13 protein-coding genes are annotated in these 17646 nt (G+C 35.1%); 11 read left to right on the top strand and 2 right to left on the bottom strand.

The window, feature by feature from the left end:
* Nucleotides 1–105: 105 nt before the first annotated feature.
* Nucleotides 106–990, top strand: coding sequence for an agmatinase (gene speB, locus HVS_RS08160; protein WP_101301069.1), 885 nt, complete (start codon nt 106–108; stop codon nt 988–990).
* Entirely contained in the window at nt 977–1540 is a 564-nt protein-coding gene (mnmM, locus tag HVS_RS08155; RefSeq protein ID WP_101301064.1) for a tRNA 5-(aminomethyl)-2-thiouridylate-methyltransferase MnmM, read from the top strand. The genes speB and mnmM overlap by 14 nt, the downstream gene beginning before the upstream one ends.
* Here the strand turns inward: mnmM and HVS_RS08150 are convergent.
* Nucleotides 1535–2266: a PilZ domain-containing protein gene (locus HVS_RS08150; protein ID WP_101301061.1), complete on the bottom strand. Its 732-nt coding sequence runs from the start codon at nt 2264–2266 to the stop codon at nt 1535–1537. The two genes, mnmM and HVS_RS08150, sit on opposite strands and share 6 nt — an antisense overlap.
* A gap of 359 nt (nt 2267–2625) precedes the next feature.
* On the opposite strand from HVS_RS08150, the gene HVS_RS08145 reads away from it, so the two are divergent.
* From HVS_RS08145 to HVS_RS08130, 4 genes are all read left to right on the top strand, one after another.
* On the top strand, nt 2626–4176 hold the full coding sequence (locus HVS_RS08145; RefSeq protein WP_101301059.1) for an acyl-CoA carboxylase subunit beta: 1551 nt from the start codon (nt 2626–2628) through the stop codon (nt 4174–4176).
* A gap of 90 nt (nt 4177–4266) precedes the next feature.
* On the top strand, nt 4267–4653 hold the full coding sequence (locus HVS_RS08140) for a biotin/lipoyl-containing protein (protein WP_101301055.1): 387 nt from the start codon (nt 4267–4269) through the stop codon (nt 4651–4653).
* Nucleotides 4654–4716: 63 nt separating this feature from the next.
* Complete coding sequence (locus HVS_RS08135; RefSeq protein ID WP_101301053.1) at nt 4717–6108, top strand: oxaloacetate decarboxylase subunit alpha; 1392 nt, start codon at nt 4717–4719, stop codon at nt 6106–6108.
* 194 nt (nt 6109–6302) lie between these two features.
* On the top strand, nt 6303–7253 hold the full coding sequence (locus HVS_RS08130; protein WP_101301051.1) for a Yip1 family protein: 951 nt from the start codon (nt 6303–6305) through the stop codon (nt 7251–7253).
* 111 nt (nt 7254–7364) lie between these two features.
* Here HVS_RS08130 and HVS_RS08125 read toward each other — a convergent pair whose 3' ends face one another.
* Complete coding sequence (locus HVS_RS08125) at nt 7365–9581, bottom strand: glycoside hydrolase family 9 protein (RefSeq protein WP_101301048.1); 2217 nt, start codon at nt 9579–9581, stop codon at nt 7365–7367.
* Between the two features lie 309 nt (nt 9582–9890).
* On the opposite strand from HVS_RS08125, the gene HVS_RS17170 reads away from it, so the two are divergent.
* The 5 genes from HVS_RS17170 (at nt 9891) to HVS_RS08105 (ending at nt 17625) form a co-directional block, all read left to right on the top strand.
* A complete protein-coding gene (locus tag HVS_RS17170; protein ID WP_242971530.1) occupies nt 9891–10664 on the top strand; it encodes an Ig-like domain-containing domain in 774 nt (257 codons plus the stop codon).
* Between the two features lie 85 nt (nt 10665–10749).
* On the top strand, nt 10750–15117 hold the full coding sequence (locus tag HVS_RS08120; RefSeq protein ID WP_242971529.1) for a dockerin type I domain-containing protein: 4368 nt from the start codon (nt 10750–10752) through the stop codon (nt 15115–15117).
* Between the two features lie 119 nt (nt 15118–15236).
* Nucleotides 15237–15407 (top strand): DUF4264 family protein, encoded by a 171-nt coding sequence (locus HVS_RS08115; protein WP_101301045.1) that lies wholly within the window; start codon nt 15237–15239, stop codon nt 15405–15407.
* Between the two features lie 33 nt (nt 15408–15440).
* Complete coding sequence (locus HVS_RS08110) at nt 15441–16328, top strand: MurR/RpiR family transcriptional regulator (RefSeq protein WP_101301042.1); 888 nt, start codon at nt 15441–15443, stop codon at nt 16326–16328.
* A gap of 64 nt (nt 16329–16392) precedes the next feature.
* Nucleotides 16393–17625, top strand: a complete 1233-nt coding sequence (locus HVS_RS08105) for a BaiN/RdsA family NAD(P)/FAD-dependent oxidoreductase (protein ID WP_101301040.1) — start codon at nt 16393–16395, stop codon at nt 17623–17625.
* The last annotated feature ends 21 nt before the right edge of the window (nt 17626–17646 follow it).

Raw genomic sequence — 17646 nt, 5'->3', positions numbered from 1 at the left:
AAACAAAATAATATTAAATACAACAAGAAGTATTAAAACAAGAATCATTAAATACAAACAAAAGTTTTTAAATATGAACATAATCTGTGAATAAAGGAGAATTATATGAGTTTAAAAAGCGGAAAACTTACTGTTCCTTTAAGATTTATGGGAAGTTCTGATAACTATACAGAGTCTTCAATAATTTTAGTTGGTGTACCAATGGACTTTACATGTAGCTTTAAACCTGGTACACGATTTGGACCTCAAAAAATAAGGGAAGTGTCAATTGGCATTGAAGAATACAGTATATATATGGACAAGTCATTAGAAGATGCTTCCTTTTTTGATGCAGGCGACTTGGACCTTCCTATTGGAAATCCGGAAAAAAGCCTTGAAATAATTGAAGAGGCAGCGGGGGAAATTTTAAAGGACGGCAAGTTTCCACTTTTTATTGGAGGCGAACACCTTATAAGCGTACCCATTATAAAAAAAGTTTACGAAAAGTACAAAGATGAACTGGTGTTGATACACTTTGACGCCCATGCAGACTTAAGGGAGGATTATTTAGGCTGCCCACTGTCCCATGCTTCTGCAATAAGGCGTGTAATTGATTTTATGCCATCTAAAAATATATATCAGTTTGGAATAAGATCAGGTACAAAAGAGGAATTTAAGTTTGCTTCTTTAAATACCAACATGTTTACCTTAGAGGTGTATGAACCCCTAAAGGCTGTAATTGATAAATTTAAAGACAAGCCAATATATGTAACCCTTGATATAGATGTTTTAGACCCGGCATATGCAAATGGGACCGGCACACCGGAGCCCGGCGGCATAAGCTCAAATGAACTTATAAAATCCATGGGGCTTTTAAAGGATTTAAACATTGTAGGGTTTGATATTGTAGAGGTTTCACCTCCTTACGATTTATCAGACAGGACAGCCATTTTTGCTGCTAAAATAATAAGAGATGTAATACTTATGGTGAGTGATTATGAAAATAATTAAAAATTCTCTAAAACAATCCCACGAGTATATAAAAGGTTATGTTAATGAAGGAGATATTGTTGTTGATGCCACCTGCGGCAACGGCAACGATACAGTGTTTTTAGCACAGCTTGTAGGGGAGAGGGGAAGGGTTTTTGGCTTTGACATACAAGATGCAGCTATAGAAAATACAGCCGGAAAGTTAGAAGAACTAAAGCTTTCAGAAAGAGTAACCCTTATAAAAGACGGTCATGAAAACATGGGTAATTACGTAAACGAAAATATAAAGGCTGTAATGTTCAACTTAGGCTATCTTCCGGGAAGTGACCACAGTGTATCCACAAAGGCAGATACCACAATTTCTGCAATAGAAAAATCCATGGAACTTTTAGTTACAGGAGGCATTATTACAATAGTAATTTATTATGGAAAGGACAATGGGACAGAAGAGAAAGAAAAAGTTTTAGACTTTTTAAAAACCGTTGACCAAAAAAAATTTGCCGTGATGAAAACAGAGTTTATAAACCAGCGGAATTGTCCTCCTATACTTGTATGCATTGAAAAGCTATAGAGCTTCATTTGTGAAAAAGAAGAAAATAACAACAAATATAAAAATCACAGATATGGTGTAGATGGAATACTTTAACATATTAAAAATTCTCCATTCGTGTGCAATATTATTTTTTTCTTCTTCAAGGAAATTGATTAGCTCAGCTAAAAGAACATTATTTTCTTCGTCAATTTCCAGTATTTCTATACCATATGTCAGTTCACTGTTTCCTGCACTTTCTTTTCTAACTGTTTTTCCTATAAAATTAATGGTTAATGTTGCTGATATAAATATACTGATGCATACTATTGAATGGTCATCAATTTCCGCATCTGTAAAAAGCATCCCGCCTCCTAAACTGATATCGGAAAGTATGGCTATATATTCCTTATCCCCGTAAGTAATTTTACAAGGATAGTTTAAATAAAATCTTTCAAACCTACGTTTGTTGTGATAGCTCATTACCTTGTCTATATTGACGGTTATTGCCTGCTTTCTTATGGAAATTACCTTTTTGGTGATGCTTGCGGAAAATAAAGTTTCGTTATTGTTATCAAAAGATTTTATAAGTATTTTTTGACCTTCCTTTAAATGATTTTTGAAATAACGGGCAGAAAGAAATATCTCGGCAATTTTTTTTTCCAAGTTTATATAAGTTATTATGCCATGAATCCATGTTGCATCATTATCGATGGATACTTTACAAAAAGTTATACCCCTATTTTGCTCGGGTTTGATTTTTCTCAAAATAAATCACCCTTAGAAAATATATTATTTTAAGCCAGGTTGCAAAAACAGCACTAGGTAAAAAAAGTGGTATTCGGTATATGTATCGGAAGTTTTTCAATTCTACATTAATAAGAAAAATTTATCATAAGAAAAATTATAAATTTTCAAAATCATCTTGATTTAACTTGCAAGTAATTTCATATAGTATTATAATCTAGGATAGGTGTCTTTATTATAATATATCTATGTAGCAATTGCAATTAAAATATAATAGGGTATTTAAGGAAATTATTTTTTTGTATTTCAAATTATTTTACATTTGAAATGGTAAATTTAGATTAAAAACTATAAATAAAAAACATGAGGTGGAGCATAAAATGGATAACCAAAGCAGAATGGCCCTTTTGAACGAAAAGAGGTCTCAAGTAAACCTTGGGGGAGGAGAAGAAAAAATTAAAAAACAGCATGAAGCCGGCAAGAAAACTGCCAGGGAAAGGATAAATGCTTTATTAGACGAAAATAGTTTTGTTGAATTAAATGCATTTGCCGAGACAAGAAGTATTGATTTTGATATGCAGAAAAAGAAAGTACCCGGCGATGGCGTAGTGACTGGATATGGTTCTATTAATGGTAGGCTTGTTTTTGTATCTTCCCAGGATTTTACTGTTATTGGCGGGTCATTGGGAGAAATGCACGCTAAAAAAATTACAAATGTCATGGACATGGCAATTAAAACAGGCGCACCTTTTATAAGCATAAATGACTCAGGCGGTGCAAGAATTGAAGAGGGTATTGATGCATTAAAGGGTTTTGGTGAGATATTCACCAGAAACACCCACGCTTCAGGAGTAATTCCCCAGATTTCTGTAATAATGGGTCCTTGTGCAGGAGGGGCGGTATATTCTCCGGCCATTACAGACTTTGTTTTTATGGTTGAAAACACAAGCCAGATGTTTATAACCGGTCCACAAGTAATTAAAGCAGTTACAGGGGAAGATGTGACCTTTAATGAACTTGGCGGTGCAGATGCCCACAATTCAAAAAGCGGTGTTGCTCACTTTAAGAGTGAAAATGAAGACGAATGCATAGAAAAAATTAGAAAATTAATAAGCTTCCTCCCGGATAATAATTTATCAGATGTACCTTACTTAGAAACCAATGATGATGTAAACAGAATAGCTGATAATCTCATTGATATAATTCCGGATGACTCAAATAAGCCCTATGATGCTATGGAAATAATCACTTCTGTAGTTGATAACGGGGATTTCTTTGAAGTACAAGAGCATTTCGCAAAAAATATCATAGTGGGTTTTGGAAGAATGAACGGCAAAACTATAGGAATAGTGGCAAACCAGCCGAGATTTTTAGCAGGGGTTTTAGATGTGGATTCATCAGATAAGGCAGCAAGATTTGTAAGATTTTGTGATTCTTTTAACATACCTATAGTTAGCTTTACAGATGTACCGGGATATTTGCCGGGTGTAAACCAGGAACACAGTGGGATTATAAGACACGGTGCTAAATTATTATATGCTTTTGCAGAAGCTACAGTGCCTAAAATAAATGTTATTCTCAGAAAAGCATATGGCGGTGCATATATAGCCATGAACAGCAAACATTTAGGTGCTGATATGGTTTTTGCATGGCCCACTGCAGAAATAGCAGTAATGGGTCCTGAAGGTGCCGCTAATATTATTTTTAGAAAAGAAATTGGAAATTCTGATGACCCGGTTGCTACAAGAAACAAGCTAATTAACGAATACAAGGAGAAATTCTCCAATCCATATATTGCAGCGGCAAGAGGTTATGTTGATGATGTTATCGAGCCTGAATCTACAAGAATCCGTATAATTAGTGCGTTGGAAATGCTTGCAGGCAAGAGGGAAAGAAGACCTGCAAAAAAACATGGGAATATACCTTTATAATTCTCTTTATTTAATTTATACTTGTGCTTATAATTATCTTTAAATGTGATAAATTTAACATTATGTTTAAAATTTTTAAGGAGGATAAATATGAAAAAGTTTTTGATAAAAGTTAACGGCCAGCAATATGAAGTTGAGGTGGAAGAAATAAAGAACGGGGCTTCTCCTTCAGGTCCGGCAGTAACAGTAAGTGAGCCGGCTGCTGCTCCTGCACCTGCTCCAAAACCACCTGCTCCTCAAAAGGCAGCTAAAGCCGGTGGCGGTGCAGTTAAAGTTAATGCTCCAATGCCTGGAACTATACTTTCAGTTAATGTTAAACCAGGTGATTCTGTTAAAAAAGGGCAGGTACTTGTAATTTTAGAAGCTATGAAGATGGAAAACGAAATTTTAGCCCCCCAGGACGGAACAGTTGCCTCTGTGGATGTATCTAGTGGTGCCTCTGTGGATTCAGGAGATTTACTCCTTACCCTGAATTAATTTACTATTATTTAGTTTTGAGTTTTAAAAGAAGGGGTAAGAATAATTAAGGAGGTTAAATATATGGCTAAAATAACTGAAACTGTTCTAAGGGATGCCCATCAATCACTAATTGCCACACGCATGAAAATTGATGAAATGGCTCCTATATTAGAAAAGCTTGATGATATAGGGTATCATTCACTGGAAGCTTGGGGAGGGGCAACATTTGACTCTTGCTTAAGATTTTTAAATGAAGATCCTTGGGAAAGATTAAGGACAATTAGAAAACATGTTAAGAAAACAAAGCTTCAAATGCTTTTAAGAGGTCAGAACCTTTTAGGTTATAAGCATTATGCAGATGATGTAGTAGAATATTTTGTCCAAAAGGCAATAGCAAACGGAATTGACATAATAAGAATTTTTGATGCTTTAAATGATGTAAGAAATATTGAAACTGCCATTAAAGCATGTAAAAAAGAAGGAGGGCATGCACAAGCTGCTGTATGCTATACCACAAGCCCGGTTCACAATTTAGACCTTTTTGTAAAAGATGCAAAGAGACTTGTGGACATGGGGGCAGACTCTATATGCATAAAGGATATGGCAGGTTTAATGCTTCCTTATGCAGCATATGACTTGGTAAAAGCACTGAAGGAAAATGTAAAAGTACCTATACAAATTCACACCCACTATACAAGCGGTGTTGCATCAATGACATATCTAAAGGCTATAGAAGCAGGATGTGACGTGGTGGACTGTGCAATATCACCTTTAGCTCTTGGAACTTCACAGCCACCTACAGAATCAGTTGTTGCAACTTTAAAAGGTACTGAATACGACACAGGTCTTGACATAAACAAATTAAATGAAATTGCAGAGTATTTCAAACCTTTAAGAGAGGAATACCTAAACAGCGGGCTTTTAGATGCAAAAGTGCTGGGAGTTGATATTAATACATTAATATACCAGGTTCCCGGTGGAATGCTTTCAAACCTTGTATCACAACTTAAGCAATCAAATGCCCTTGATAAATTTGAAGAAGTTTTAAAAGAAATACCAAAGGTAAGGGAAGACTTTGGTTTTCCTCCTCTGGTAACTCCTACAAGCCAGATTGTAGGTACACAGGCTGTTTTGAATGTATTGATGGGTGAGAGATATAAGATGGTTCCAAAGGAATCAAAGGCGCTGGTAAAAGGAGAGTATGGCAAAACACCGGCACCTGTTAATCCTGAAATACAAAAGAAAATTTTAAACGGTGAAAAACCTATTACTAAAAGACCTGCTGACTTTATAAAGCCTGAGCTTAAAAATATAAAAAATGAAATGAAAGAGTATTTAGAACAGGATGAAGATGTGCTGTCTTATGCACTATTCCCATCCGTTGCAAAAAAATATTTTGAGTTCAGGAAAGCAGAGAAATACGGGATAGACCCTGATATGGTGGATTATGAAAACAGGGTACACCCAGTGTAATACAATATAAAAAGCAAATAAAAAGCACTTCAGCAAATTTCAAAAAAGAAGTGCTTTTTAAATGTTTTCATTTATTTTAACTAAATCTTATAAATTTATAATGACAAAATGTATTTTTACTGGTATTCTTATATTGATAAATATTGAATATAGATAATATTGCTTTATTTTTTTAAAAATAGGAGGTCATGTCAATGGAATGTAATAATTGTGGAAAAGTATTACAAGAAGGTGAAAACTGCTTATGCAGCGGTGAGACTTCAGCAGCGGTGCCTGAGGGATCTTCAGGAGATGAAGTAAATAAAGGAGTTATGCTAGCAAAGCCTGAAGAAAATAAAGGTGAGGGACAAGAAGGCAATAAAATAAATCTTGCAAAAGATTCAGGCGAAAATAGCAGTGCTAATGCCTCAAGTGGAGCCGGTACTGAGCCGGGGGAAAACAATAGCGGTTTAAGTGGAAACAATAATGCACAAGGCGCTAGAGAAGAAAGCTTTTTTTCATCTGAAAAAACAAAAGAAGTTATAAACAACACATCAAATTACTTAAAAGATATGCTTAAATTTTCAAAAGACTTTATTAAAAAGCCTGTAATCTCAATGAAGTACTATGCTGTTAACCATGATTTTAAAAAAGGTTTGTTTTTTGCAGTACTGCAATCTTTACTATTTGCTGTTATGATTCTTATTATGACATCCAAAACCCTCAACAAAGGGAATAGTTTCTTTGGACTTAAGATAAAGATACCATATTTTAAGCTGTTTTTACAATCATTAGTTTTTTGTTTTGTATCATTTTTACTAATTCCTGTATCACATTTTATTACATCAAAAATCTTTAAATTTAAAACAGACATTAAAGCACTTATAACTATTTCAGGTATATCAATTATTCCAACAATCATAGCATCATTAGTTCTAGTAGTTGGGATGTTAATTACTCCGTATTTTTCAGTTCTGTTAACCGGAGCAGCTATTTTTTCAATTATACTAACTTACATAGGCTTAAGCGAGTTGGTATCCGAAAATATGGAAAAAGTTGCATATTGGATTGTAACAGGATACACTTTGTTCCCAATATTATTATCTTTAGTGTTAAAAATAGTTAATCCTTTTAAATCCATGCTATCATCAATAAGTATATTTTAACGGTAGTTTTAAATAGCAAAAGAATAGCCGGTAAAATAAGAGCCAGGGCACATAAGATTTTTCCCTGGCTCTTATTTTAGAATTTACTTCTTAAAGATAATACTTCTTAAACTATTTATATGGCAGTTTATCTATTATTTCAAGTACGTATCTGCTTAAAATAGCGGAGTCTGCTGAATTTATAATACCGTCGCCGTTTAAGTCCGCAGCATCTAAGTTCACATTTTGAACAGGGATTTCTAAAATAACCCTTCCAAGAAGCATATAGTCTATGGAGTCTACAATTTCATCCCCGTTAAGGTCACCATATATAATATCAGTTCCTGGAGGTGTTGGTTCAGTGTCATCCGGACCTTTTGGAGGCTCTTCACCCCAAAGTAATACACCATCATCATATATGGGAACTAAAGGTGTCATGCCGGCAAAGGATATATTATCATAGTCAGGATTATCATGTATTCCTGCATATGACCAGTCATTTTCATGGCTTCCAATACCGTCTTTGTAGCTAATGGACACATTGGCTTCCTTTTGACAGAGTTTCCACTCTGCAGGCATAATAGGGGTGCCTGTAAAATCAACTGTAAAATAATATATATTGCCATAATAGTGTTCCAAACCATGAAGTGTTGCACCTTCGTGGGCACCAAGCTTAATTTCCACAGCATCTAAACCGCGACCTGCCTCAAAGACTTCAGTTAAGTCCATGAAGTAGCGGGCAGAAAGTTTATCCTTTACTGTCGGCGGTCTTGCAGAGCGGTTGTTAACTTGGAAAAGCACATTTACCGTTCCATAACCTTCATACATTCTCCAAACCCTTACAAAGTACTCTTCCAAATCATCTTCAGGTGCCCTGAAGTCTTCAGGCTGAGGCCAGTTTTCAAGTATTTCCCCTCCATACATGTCAACCATTTTAGCAAGGGCGCCAACAAAACCTGCATTGTAGTCAATTGCCACTTCATTCATTATATAGTCATCTATATTATCTTCCCAGTAGTCAGTTGCATCGGGACCGCCAACTAATGCACCATATAGTATATGCCTGCTAAAAGGAGGTGCATCTGTCATGCTTACCCATGAACCATGTGCAGTCCTGTGGTGAGGATGCTTAGGAGAATTTTCCCCAAAACCTACTACATAACTTCCACCCCTTGGATTGTCGCCTAATATGTAATTTATCTGTCTTTCAGCAAATTTTCTATACTCATCTTTTTTAGACAGTGTTCCAACGGTTTTGTCATCAGACCATACAAAAGCTAAAAATGCTGCTGTGCTGGCATAACGCAGAGAACCCCATTGAGAAAGCCATGCAAGTCCTCCCGGGCTGTAAGTTATACCTCCGCCTGGCAGGAAGAAGTCTAAATTTCTTTCCACCATATAAGCATATTCTTCATCCTTTGTCACCTGGGCAATTTTAATTGCTGCACCATAGCTTACATCATCCCAGCAATGGGTGTGGTATCCGCCTATTGTTTTAACAGGCATAATTGAAATGGACTTGTCTAAATAGTGCTGTTCCCCTGTTCTTATATAAAGCCATATAGCGCCCCATGCAAGGTCGTCCACATAGCTGCCGGATGGGTATAAAATATCTAATGGGTTTTTGCCTTGGTATGTATAAGCAAAATCAAAAATTCTCTCTGCATGCATCTGGCATTTTTGTGAATATTCAGGATCTGTCTCTTCAAATATTAATGAAGCTATAGCCAGTGCTGCTGCAGTCATACCTGCAACGTCAGAACCTGGCGTTGACGGGTCAAGCCTGAATGATTTTCTGTCTGTTACATAATCTAAAAACTCATGAGGAACCCATACCGAGTGGTCAGACTCTCCATATCCGCACATATAGTAGAGTACATTAGGCTCCGGATTGGCTTTAATCAAAAAGTCCGTTCCCCATTTTATTTCGTCTAATATTTCCTCTAACAAACCCAGTTTTTTAAATGCATCCCTGTATTCATATACAGCCCACCCCAGTTGTGCTGCAGCATATGAGATGGTGTGGGTAAATTTTATTCCGTCACCGGCATCAGCCCAGCCGCCGGTTAAGTCAAGACCGACGTCCTGACCGTCTGTCATTGCTGCATCTGCCCTGTAAGGTAAGATGTAATCGTCCGGCAGGTCACCAAGCCTGTTTGCCTTATAAAACAAAATAGCCTTTTGCAATGCTTCACCATAGTTGTAATACCGATCTCCTTCTCTTGGAGAAGAGCTGGCAAAACTTACCGGCTGCATTACAAAAGAAGGTAATAGTAAAGATACCAGCATTATAAATGCCGTTAGAAAAGTTAGTTTTTTGCGTAACTTTACACCTCTTTTTTTTAGCATAACATATACTCTCCTTTATTAATTTATTTTAATTAAAAATTTTTTTATCATTTTAATAAAAGATTTCTAAACCTTAATTTCATCTCTCTCTTCTCATTTTCAGCTTCCAACCTTCCACTTCCAACATCTAACATCTAACTTCTAACTTCTAACTTCTCAATTCCCACCTCTAACTTAATTATATAATGTTACTTCTTGTATGTACAGAAAATAATATTATAATTTAGTTATTAAATTTAAACTAATTTTATTTTTATAGCGTCAAGATATGGTGTATAATTAAAATATGAAAAAAAGGGGGGAGGAAAAATGTACAAAAGGATTACTTCTTTACTTATCATTACGTGTTTAATTTTAACAGCATGCATTTCTGTGTCTGCATCAGGAAGGGCTGCATATCCGCGTAATGGTTTCCGCTTAGTACCTTTAAAGTCCGACCACACCGGTATTGCTGTTGACACTGAATTTTTACTTGAAACGGAAGAAGATTTTTCACTGGAAGAGGTAAAAAAGGCCTTTTCAATTGACGGGGAGCCGGACCCGGTTATTAAAGAACTGGACAAAAACTTTTTTAGCATTCAGTTGTCAAGACCCCTTATTGAAGACAGCATTTATACTTTTAGAATGAAGACGGAAACTGAGACAACCTGGGTTTTTCAAACTCAAACACAATTTAAAATTATAGGTGCATTTCCCGGGAATGAAACTGTGGGAGTTCCTGTAAATACGGCAATTGAAGTTGTATTTAGCCACGAAAACTTTAGCAGTATTGAGAACCACTTTGAAATTACACCAAGCGTTCCCGGAAGATTTCAAGTGTATAACGGCAAGACAGCTGTATTTATTCCAGACGACAATTTAGAATATGAGACAATTTACACAGTAAGAATTAAAAAAGGTATCAGAATTATCAATACGGACAGAATTATAGAGGATGATTATGTATTTTCATTTGAAACAATTGAAGAACCTAAGCCAACCCCTCCAAAAGGAGAACCGGTGATATCAATTAATTACAATAGACAAATTATTGATTTTTCCACTGAAAGTAAAATCCAACTCCCTTTATACTTTCTATATTAGCAATACCGATTATACAAAGCTTCTGAACTTAAATACAAGTGTTTATGCATACAAAGATTTTGAATCTTTTTATGAAGCCGTTATGATGAGAAACAGACACCCGGACTGGGCACAAATAAACTACAGAAACAACCTTTTACCTGTTGACGGATTGAAAAAAATACTTGAATTTGATCAATTACTAAATGAAGACGGGAGAAGGTCCGGAAATGCAATCATTACAATTCCTGAGAACCTTCCATTGGGCTATTATATTGTAGACAGCTATTGTGAAGATAAAAGGGCACAAATATTTCTTCAAATAACAAATACAAGTGCTTACATAACCAAAGCCACATCGGATACTTTGGTATGGCTTAATGACATAAAAACAAAGAAACCTTTAAAAGGTGCTTTAATTGGTTTTTCAGATAATGATAACACATTTATAACAGATGATAACGGAATTTCGGTATTTAGTACTCAACTAATTGACCCTGTAAATAAAGAAGGGAAATATTCTGGTAACAATTATTTTTATGATGAATATTACAATGGAAATTATTATTGGCCGGATTCTGTTTATAATAAACAATTTCTCTTTATAACAACAGCAGACGGCAATAAATCCCTTTTAGAAACCAGTTCATACAGCCGTGGAAGCGGTGATTATTACTGGAGGTATTTCTTTACAGACAGGGAAATGTACAAGTCAAATGACACTGTAAATATATGGGGATTTATAAAGAACAGGTATGAAGATGAAGATATTGACTACATTACTTTGGAATTATACCAGGGCTATTATTACGACTATTATGATTACTACTATTATGACTACTATGGCTTGAGGGGAAATGAAAAACTCCCTGTTATTAAAAAGAATATAGGTGTAAAAGATAATTTCTTTGAAGATAAAATTGAGCTTCCTAATTTACCTACGGGCTATTATACAATAAGGCTTAAAAAAGGCAATTCAGTTATTGTAACAAAGATTATTGAAATTAAGGAATATATAAAGCCTTCTTATAAAATGGAAATTGATAAAGATAAATCTGCAGTTTTTGTGGGGGAAGAGGTAAATTTCCAACTTAATGCTAAATTTTTTGAAGGCACAGGTGTATCAAATTTAAATACAATTTATACAATATCAACCTCTGTACTGACAGGTGATACAATAGAGGGAACTGCAACAACGGATGCTTCCGGTAAATTAAATATAAAATATGTTCCTGAGGTAACTAGGAATATCCAAGGGGTTTACACAATTTCACTAAATGCCAGATCCCTTTTACCTGAAGCAGGGGATATCCGGGCTTCTAATTCAGTGAGGGTTTTTGTCAATGATATTGAAGTTAAAGGAAACGGAAAAATAGAGGATGAAAAAGGATATGTAGAGGCAGAAGTTTACAAAATTGTACTAGACCGCCTGAATGATGGAACAGCCAGCGGATATAATGACTATTTAGGTGATGCTGTAGAAGGCAAAAGCATAACAGGTAAAATTTATCTAAATACATGGGTTAAAGAAAAAAAAGGAACATACTATGACCCTATAAGCAAGGTTACTTATAATACATACACATCAAAACTTGAGACCAAGCCGATAAAGGATTTTTCAATGATTACAGGAAAAGACGGAAAAGCCAGGTATGTTTTTGATGCTCCTGAAATTAAAGATTCATACTATACAGCAGAAATATATTGCAAAGACAGCTCAGGAAGGAATATCTCCCATATGGTATACATAGGAAAAAGAATAAGCTATTCTCCCGGTGTAAACAACAGGTATACTTTAACATGCGATAAAGAAAAATACGGCATAGGTGAAGAGGTAAAGCTGGATTTTACATTTGCAAATGATAATCTTCCATTTAATAATTACATCTATATTCTGACTCAAAATGGATTTTTACATTATCATGTATCTGATTCTTCAACACATTCTTTTGAATTTTTAAATGAATATATTCCAAATGTTTATGCTACGGCAGTTGCCTTTACAGGCATTTCATATGTTACTGCAAGGAAAAATATTGTCTATGATATAAATGAGAAAGAAATTACCATTGAAGGAAAAACAGACAAAGATTCCTACAGACCCGGGGATACAGTAAATTTAAATGTATATGTAAAGGACAAGGACGGAAATCCTGTTAAATCAACTGTAAATATAAGCATTGTTGATGAAGCTTTCTTCGCATTAAAGAATCAACGGGTAAATGTACTCAGTGACTTGTTTATTCATGTAAATTCAGGAATATATTTTGACAAAAAATCCCACAATATAGAAGATGAAATGCGGGAAAGGGCTGCTGAACCGCCTGTTTGGGGCGCACCCCCTGAAGAAGCTGACGGCATAAATAAATCAGATTTAAGATCTGATTTTAGGGATACTGCAACCTTTTTAAGCATAGAAACGGGGGATGACGGAAAAGGCACAGCTTCTTTTAAACTTCCTGACAATATTACTTCATGGAGAATAACCATGTCTGCAATATCAAAAGAGCTTCATGCCGGAAGTGAAATAAAGAATGTGACAGTGACACTGCCATTTTTCGTAAACTATTCATTTAATACATCTTACCTTAAAGGCGACAAGCCTGTAATAGGTGTAAATGCATATGGAACAGGCATTACAGAAGATGATACCGTTTATTTTGAAGTATACGATGAAGAAAACCCTGACACTAAAGTTATTGTAAAAGGCAAAGCTTTTGAAAGAATAAACATACCTCTTTGGACCTTTGAAGAAGGGTATTATAATTTAATAATAAGGGCATATACTGAAAGCGGGCTTTCCGATGCTGTCATGCACCCTGTAAATGTATATGATTCCTATTACCAAATTGAAAGAGCTGAATTTATGGACGTTACACCTAATATGGAGATAAAAGGGGGAGAACAGGGTTTTACCAGCCTTGTATTCCAGGACAGAAGCAATGGGTTATATTATAAAGATTTAGTAAACTTATATTATGCCTTAGGAAACAGATTAGATCAAATTACTTCCAGATATTTAGCATCACAATTAATAGAAGAATATTTTGATGAAAACTGGTATCTGCCTAAAGTGATAAAACCCGATATTTCAGACTACCAGAAAACCGCAGGAGGATTGTCACTTTTCCCTTATTCAGATGCCGATTTTAATTTGACTGTTAAATTTGCTGTTTTTGCAAAAGACATGGCTAATACAGAAAAGTTAAAAGAGTACTTCAGAAGAAATGCTAATATTCATAGCAATAGGGTAAAGGCTTTATACGGGCTTTCTGTGTTAGGTGAACCTGTCCTTTTAGAACTTAATCAAATAGAAAACATTGATAATTTAAGCATAACAGATACTATATATTTAGCTTTAGCCTATTATAAACTAGGTGACATATCAAAAGCTTCTGAGATATACAATGAAAGGATTACCCCGTATATTGAAAAATTAACACCATACTACAGGATTAATGCAAAGACTTCTAAAGACGATATTATAGAGGCTACTGCCCTTTGTGCATATTTAGCGGCACTGCTTGAAAGACCTGAAGGGAACGGCTTGTATGAGTACTTTACAGTCTCCGCTTCCGGTGAAGTACTAATGAACATTGAAAAACTTCTGTTTATCTCTGAAGATATTAAAAACTTAAGCCCTGAAGATGTAGAGTTTACTTACAGCTACAACGGAGAAGAAAAAACTGTATATTTAGAAAAAGGAAAGAGTTTTTCCATAAAACTATTGCCAATACAGCTTAAAAATTTCAAAATAACCAGTGTAAAAGGGGATGTTTCTTTAGTATCGGTTTTTAAAGAAAATGTATTTGATATAAAAGAAAAAAGTGATGAAATTTCCATTAGCCGCTCATACCACCATTTAGACGGAACCCCTCTATATTCAAACACTTTGAAGCAGGGGGATATTATAAGAGTTACTCTTACTTGGAAAGTAAATGATACGGTATTTGACGGTGTTTATGCAATAACAGACTATCTTCCTTCAGGATTAAAACCTTATCATTCATGGCATGACACAGGAAGTCAAGAGATAACTTTCTATGTTTATAACAGCCAGCATTGGAAATCCAACACAACCATTAAATACCTTGCAAGGGTTGTAAGCCCTGGTGTATACACTGCCCAAGGTCCTGTAATTCAAAGCACAAGTTCCCGGGATATTATAAACTCAGGCAAAACACAAACAGTAACTATAGAGACTGACGAGTTAATTTCAACTCCTATTGACCCGCCGCCTGTTATACCTGAGCCTGAAAAAATCCTTTACGGGGATATAGACGGCGACGGGGAAATAAGCTCAATAGACTACTCAGTACTTATGAGATATCTTCTTGAAATTATTAAAGAACTTCCTGTACAAAAAGAAGCTGCTGATTTAAACGGGGACGGGATTATTGACTCTTTAGACTTAACCCTTTTAAGAAGGTATTTACTGGTCTATATAGACAAATTTCCGGTGGAAGAAAGATAAAAATAAATAAAAAGGCTCCGGGTAAGCTTTTTCCCGGAGCTTTTTTATTTAAGGGATGCTTGATTTTTTTCTTTTTAATATGTAATAATAGAAATGATAATATAATTTGGAGGAATAGTATGAGTTCAGAAGAGAAACTTGATTTAAAATCTGTATTGGAATTGGATTCTAATATGGATTTATACAAAGTGGTAGATTTTCTAAACAAAAATCTTAAAGACAAAAACCTTTTATTTGGTTTGACTATGAACAACAACAAAATGAGGATTTCTATTTATGAAACAGCATAATCAGATATAAAATCAGGCATAAGGGGATTTATGATGAAGAATAAAAATTCTGACTTAATAACCATGATTGAAAATAACATGGAAAATTTTAGCAAGGGACAAAAACTAATAGCCAATTTTATAATAAATCACTACGACAAAGCCAGCTTCATGACCGCTGCCAAACTTGGTGCAGAAGTAGGGGTCAGTGAATCCACTGTGGTGAGGTTTGCAAATGAAATTGGATTTGACGGTTACCCTGCTCTTCAAAAGGAGCTTAATAAACTTGTTAAAAGTAAACTAACCTCCATTCAAAGGATGGAGATTTCTTCTGCACGGATTAAGGACAGCAATGTTTTAAAAAGTGTCCTTTTATCAGATATGGAGAAAATAAAAGCAACTTTGGAGGAAATTGATTTAGAAAGTTTTGATAATGTAGTGGAAAGCATTTTAAAAGCAAAGAAAATATACATACTAGGGGTGAGAAGCTCTGCACCACTGGCTAGTTTTTTAGGGTTTTACTTTAATCTTATATTCAACAATGTAAGGCTTGTACATACCACCAGTGTAAGTGAAACCTTTGAGCAGATAATTTATGCTTCTAAAGGGGATGTGGTAATCGGGATAAGCTTTCCCAGGTACTCAATGAGAACCATTAATGCAATGAAATTTGCAAAGAAAAAGGGTGCAACGGTTATAGCCATTACAGACAGCAATGATTCCCCTTTGACGGAAAACTCCCATCATACCCTTACTGCCAGAAGTGACATGGCCTCTTTTGTGGATTCCCTTGTTGCACCTCTTAGCGTTATAAATGCTTTAATTCTTGCAATTGCCATGAGGAAAAAAGAACATGTGTATAGTATATTTGAAAATTTGGAAAAAATATGGGATGAATATGGTGTTTATGAAAGCAAGGATAAAGGTCAAAGATATAAATAAAGCAAAAACATAAAATAATAAATTATAAAAATAATAAATTATAAATAAAAACAGGGGATTTAATATGAAAAAGAAAATTGTAGTTATAGGAGCCGGTCCGGCAGGGATAATGGCTGCCGGAAAAGCTGCTGAAAACGGCAACCAAGTTATACTTGTTGAAAAAAACAACAGAATAGGTAGGAAAATTTTAATATCAGGTAAAGGTAGGTGCAATATAACAAATAACACCGATATAGAGGGTCTTATTGAAAACACTCCTGGGAACGGGTGTTTTTTATATTCTGCCTTTTATACCTTTTCAAACACAGATTTAATAGATTTTTTCAATAAATACGGTCTGAAGACAAAAGTAGAAAGAGGCGGCAGAGTATTTCCTGTCTCTGATAATGCAAAGGATGTAGTTGATACTTTAAATGCTTTTTTAAAAAAGAAAAGAGTTGACTTATGGCTGAATTCCCCTGTAGAAAAGATATTAACTGAAGATAAAAAAGTAACCGGTATTATGCTAAAATCAGGCAAAATAATTTCTTGTGACATGGTTGTGCTGGCAACGGGAGGTGCCTCTTATCCCGGTACCGGTTCAACAGGGGATGGTTACAAAATGGCAAAGGAACTAGGACATACTATAGTTCCCTTAAAGCCTTCTTTAGTGCCTTTGATCACAAAAGAAGAGTGGGTTAAAGATTTGCAGGGACTCTCTTTAAAAAACGTTTCAATAACCTTAGTGGATAATAAAGGCAAAAAAATATACAGTGATTTTGGGGAAATGCTTTTTACGCATTTTGGTGTTTCAGGTCCTATAATACTAAGTGCAAGCCGGCATATATTAGATTATGATTATAAAGGGGTAAAGCTAATAATTGATTTAAAACCTGCCCTTGCAGAAGAAAAGTTAGATGAGAGAATTCAGAGGGATTTTTTAAAATTTTCCAGAAAACAGTTTAAAAATTCCTTAGATGAACTTCTTCCTCAAAAATTAATCCCTGTTATTGTGAGGCTTTCAAAAATAGATTCTGCAAAGACTGTAAACCAGATTACAAAAGAGGAGAGAAGGTTCCTCGTAAAGCTTTTAAAAAACCTTACATTGACAATTAACGGGGCAAGACCAATAGAGGAGGCCATAGTGACTTCCGGCGGGGTATCGGTGGATGAAATCAATCCCTCTACAATGGAATCTAAATTAATAAAGGGGCTTTTTTTTGCCGGGGAAGTTATAGATTTAGATGCTTATACAGGAGGGTTCAATTTAACCATTGCCTTTTCCACAGGATATTTGGCTGGCATGAATTGTAAGTAAAAAAGGAATGTGTATTTTTTA

This window comes from Acetivibrio saccincola (assembly GCF_002844395.1).
Lineage (GTDB): Bacteria > Bacillota > Clostridia > Acetivibrionales > Acetivibrionaceae > Herbivorax > Herbivorax saccincola.
This window is presented reverse-complemented; position numbering and strand designations above follow the sequence as displayed.

Excerpts from the sequence above, each read along its gene's own strand:
- HVS_RS08110 (WP_101301042.1), top strand. The coding sequence starts at position 15,441 with ATGAAGAATAAAAATTCTGACTTAATAACCATGATTGAAAATAACATG.
- HVS_RS08120 (WP_242971529.1), top strand. The coding sequence starts at position 10,750 with ATGAGAAACAGACACCCGGACTGGGCACAAATAAACTACAGAAACAAC.
- HVS_RS08135 (WP_101301053.1), top strand. The coding sequence starts at position 4,717 with ATGGCTAAAATAACTGAAACTGTTCTAAGGGATGCCCATCAATCACTA.
- HVS_RS08105 (WP_101301040.1), top strand. The coding sequence starts at position 16,393 with ATGAAAAAGAAAATTGTAGTTATAGGAGCCGGTCCGGCAGGGATAATG.
- HVS_RS08145 (WP_101301059.1), top strand. The coding sequence starts at position 2,626 with ATGGATAACCAAAGCAGAATGGCCCTTTTGAACGAAAAGAGGTCTCAA.
- HVS_RS08115 (WP_101301045.1), top strand. The coding sequence starts at position 15,237 with ATGAGTTCAGAAGAGAAACTTGATTTAAAATCTGTATTGGAATTGGAT.
- HVS_RS08125 (WP_101301048.1), bottom strand. The coding sequence starts at position 9,581 with ATGCTAAAAAAAAGAGGTGTAAAGTTACGCAAAAAACTAACTTTTCTA.
- mnmM (WP_101301064.1), top strand. The coding sequence starts at position 977 with ATGAAAATAATTAAAAATTCTCTAAAACAATCCCACGAGTATATAAAA.
- HVS_RS17170 (WP_242971530.1), top strand. The coding sequence starts at position 9,891 with ATGTACAAAAGGATTACTTCTTTACTTATCATTACGTGTTTAATTTTA.
- HVS_RS08130 (WP_101301051.1), top strand. The coding sequence starts at position 6,303 with ATGGAATGTAATAATTGTGGAAAAGTATTACAAGAAGGTGAAAACTGC.
- HVS_RS08140 (WP_101301055.1), top strand. The coding sequence starts at position 4,267 with ATGAAAAAGTTTTTGATAAAAGTTAACGGCCAGCAATATGAAGTTGAG.
- speB (WP_101301069.1), top strand. The coding sequence starts at position 106 with ATGAGTTTAAAAAGCGGAAAACTTACTGTTCCTTTAAGATTTATGGGA.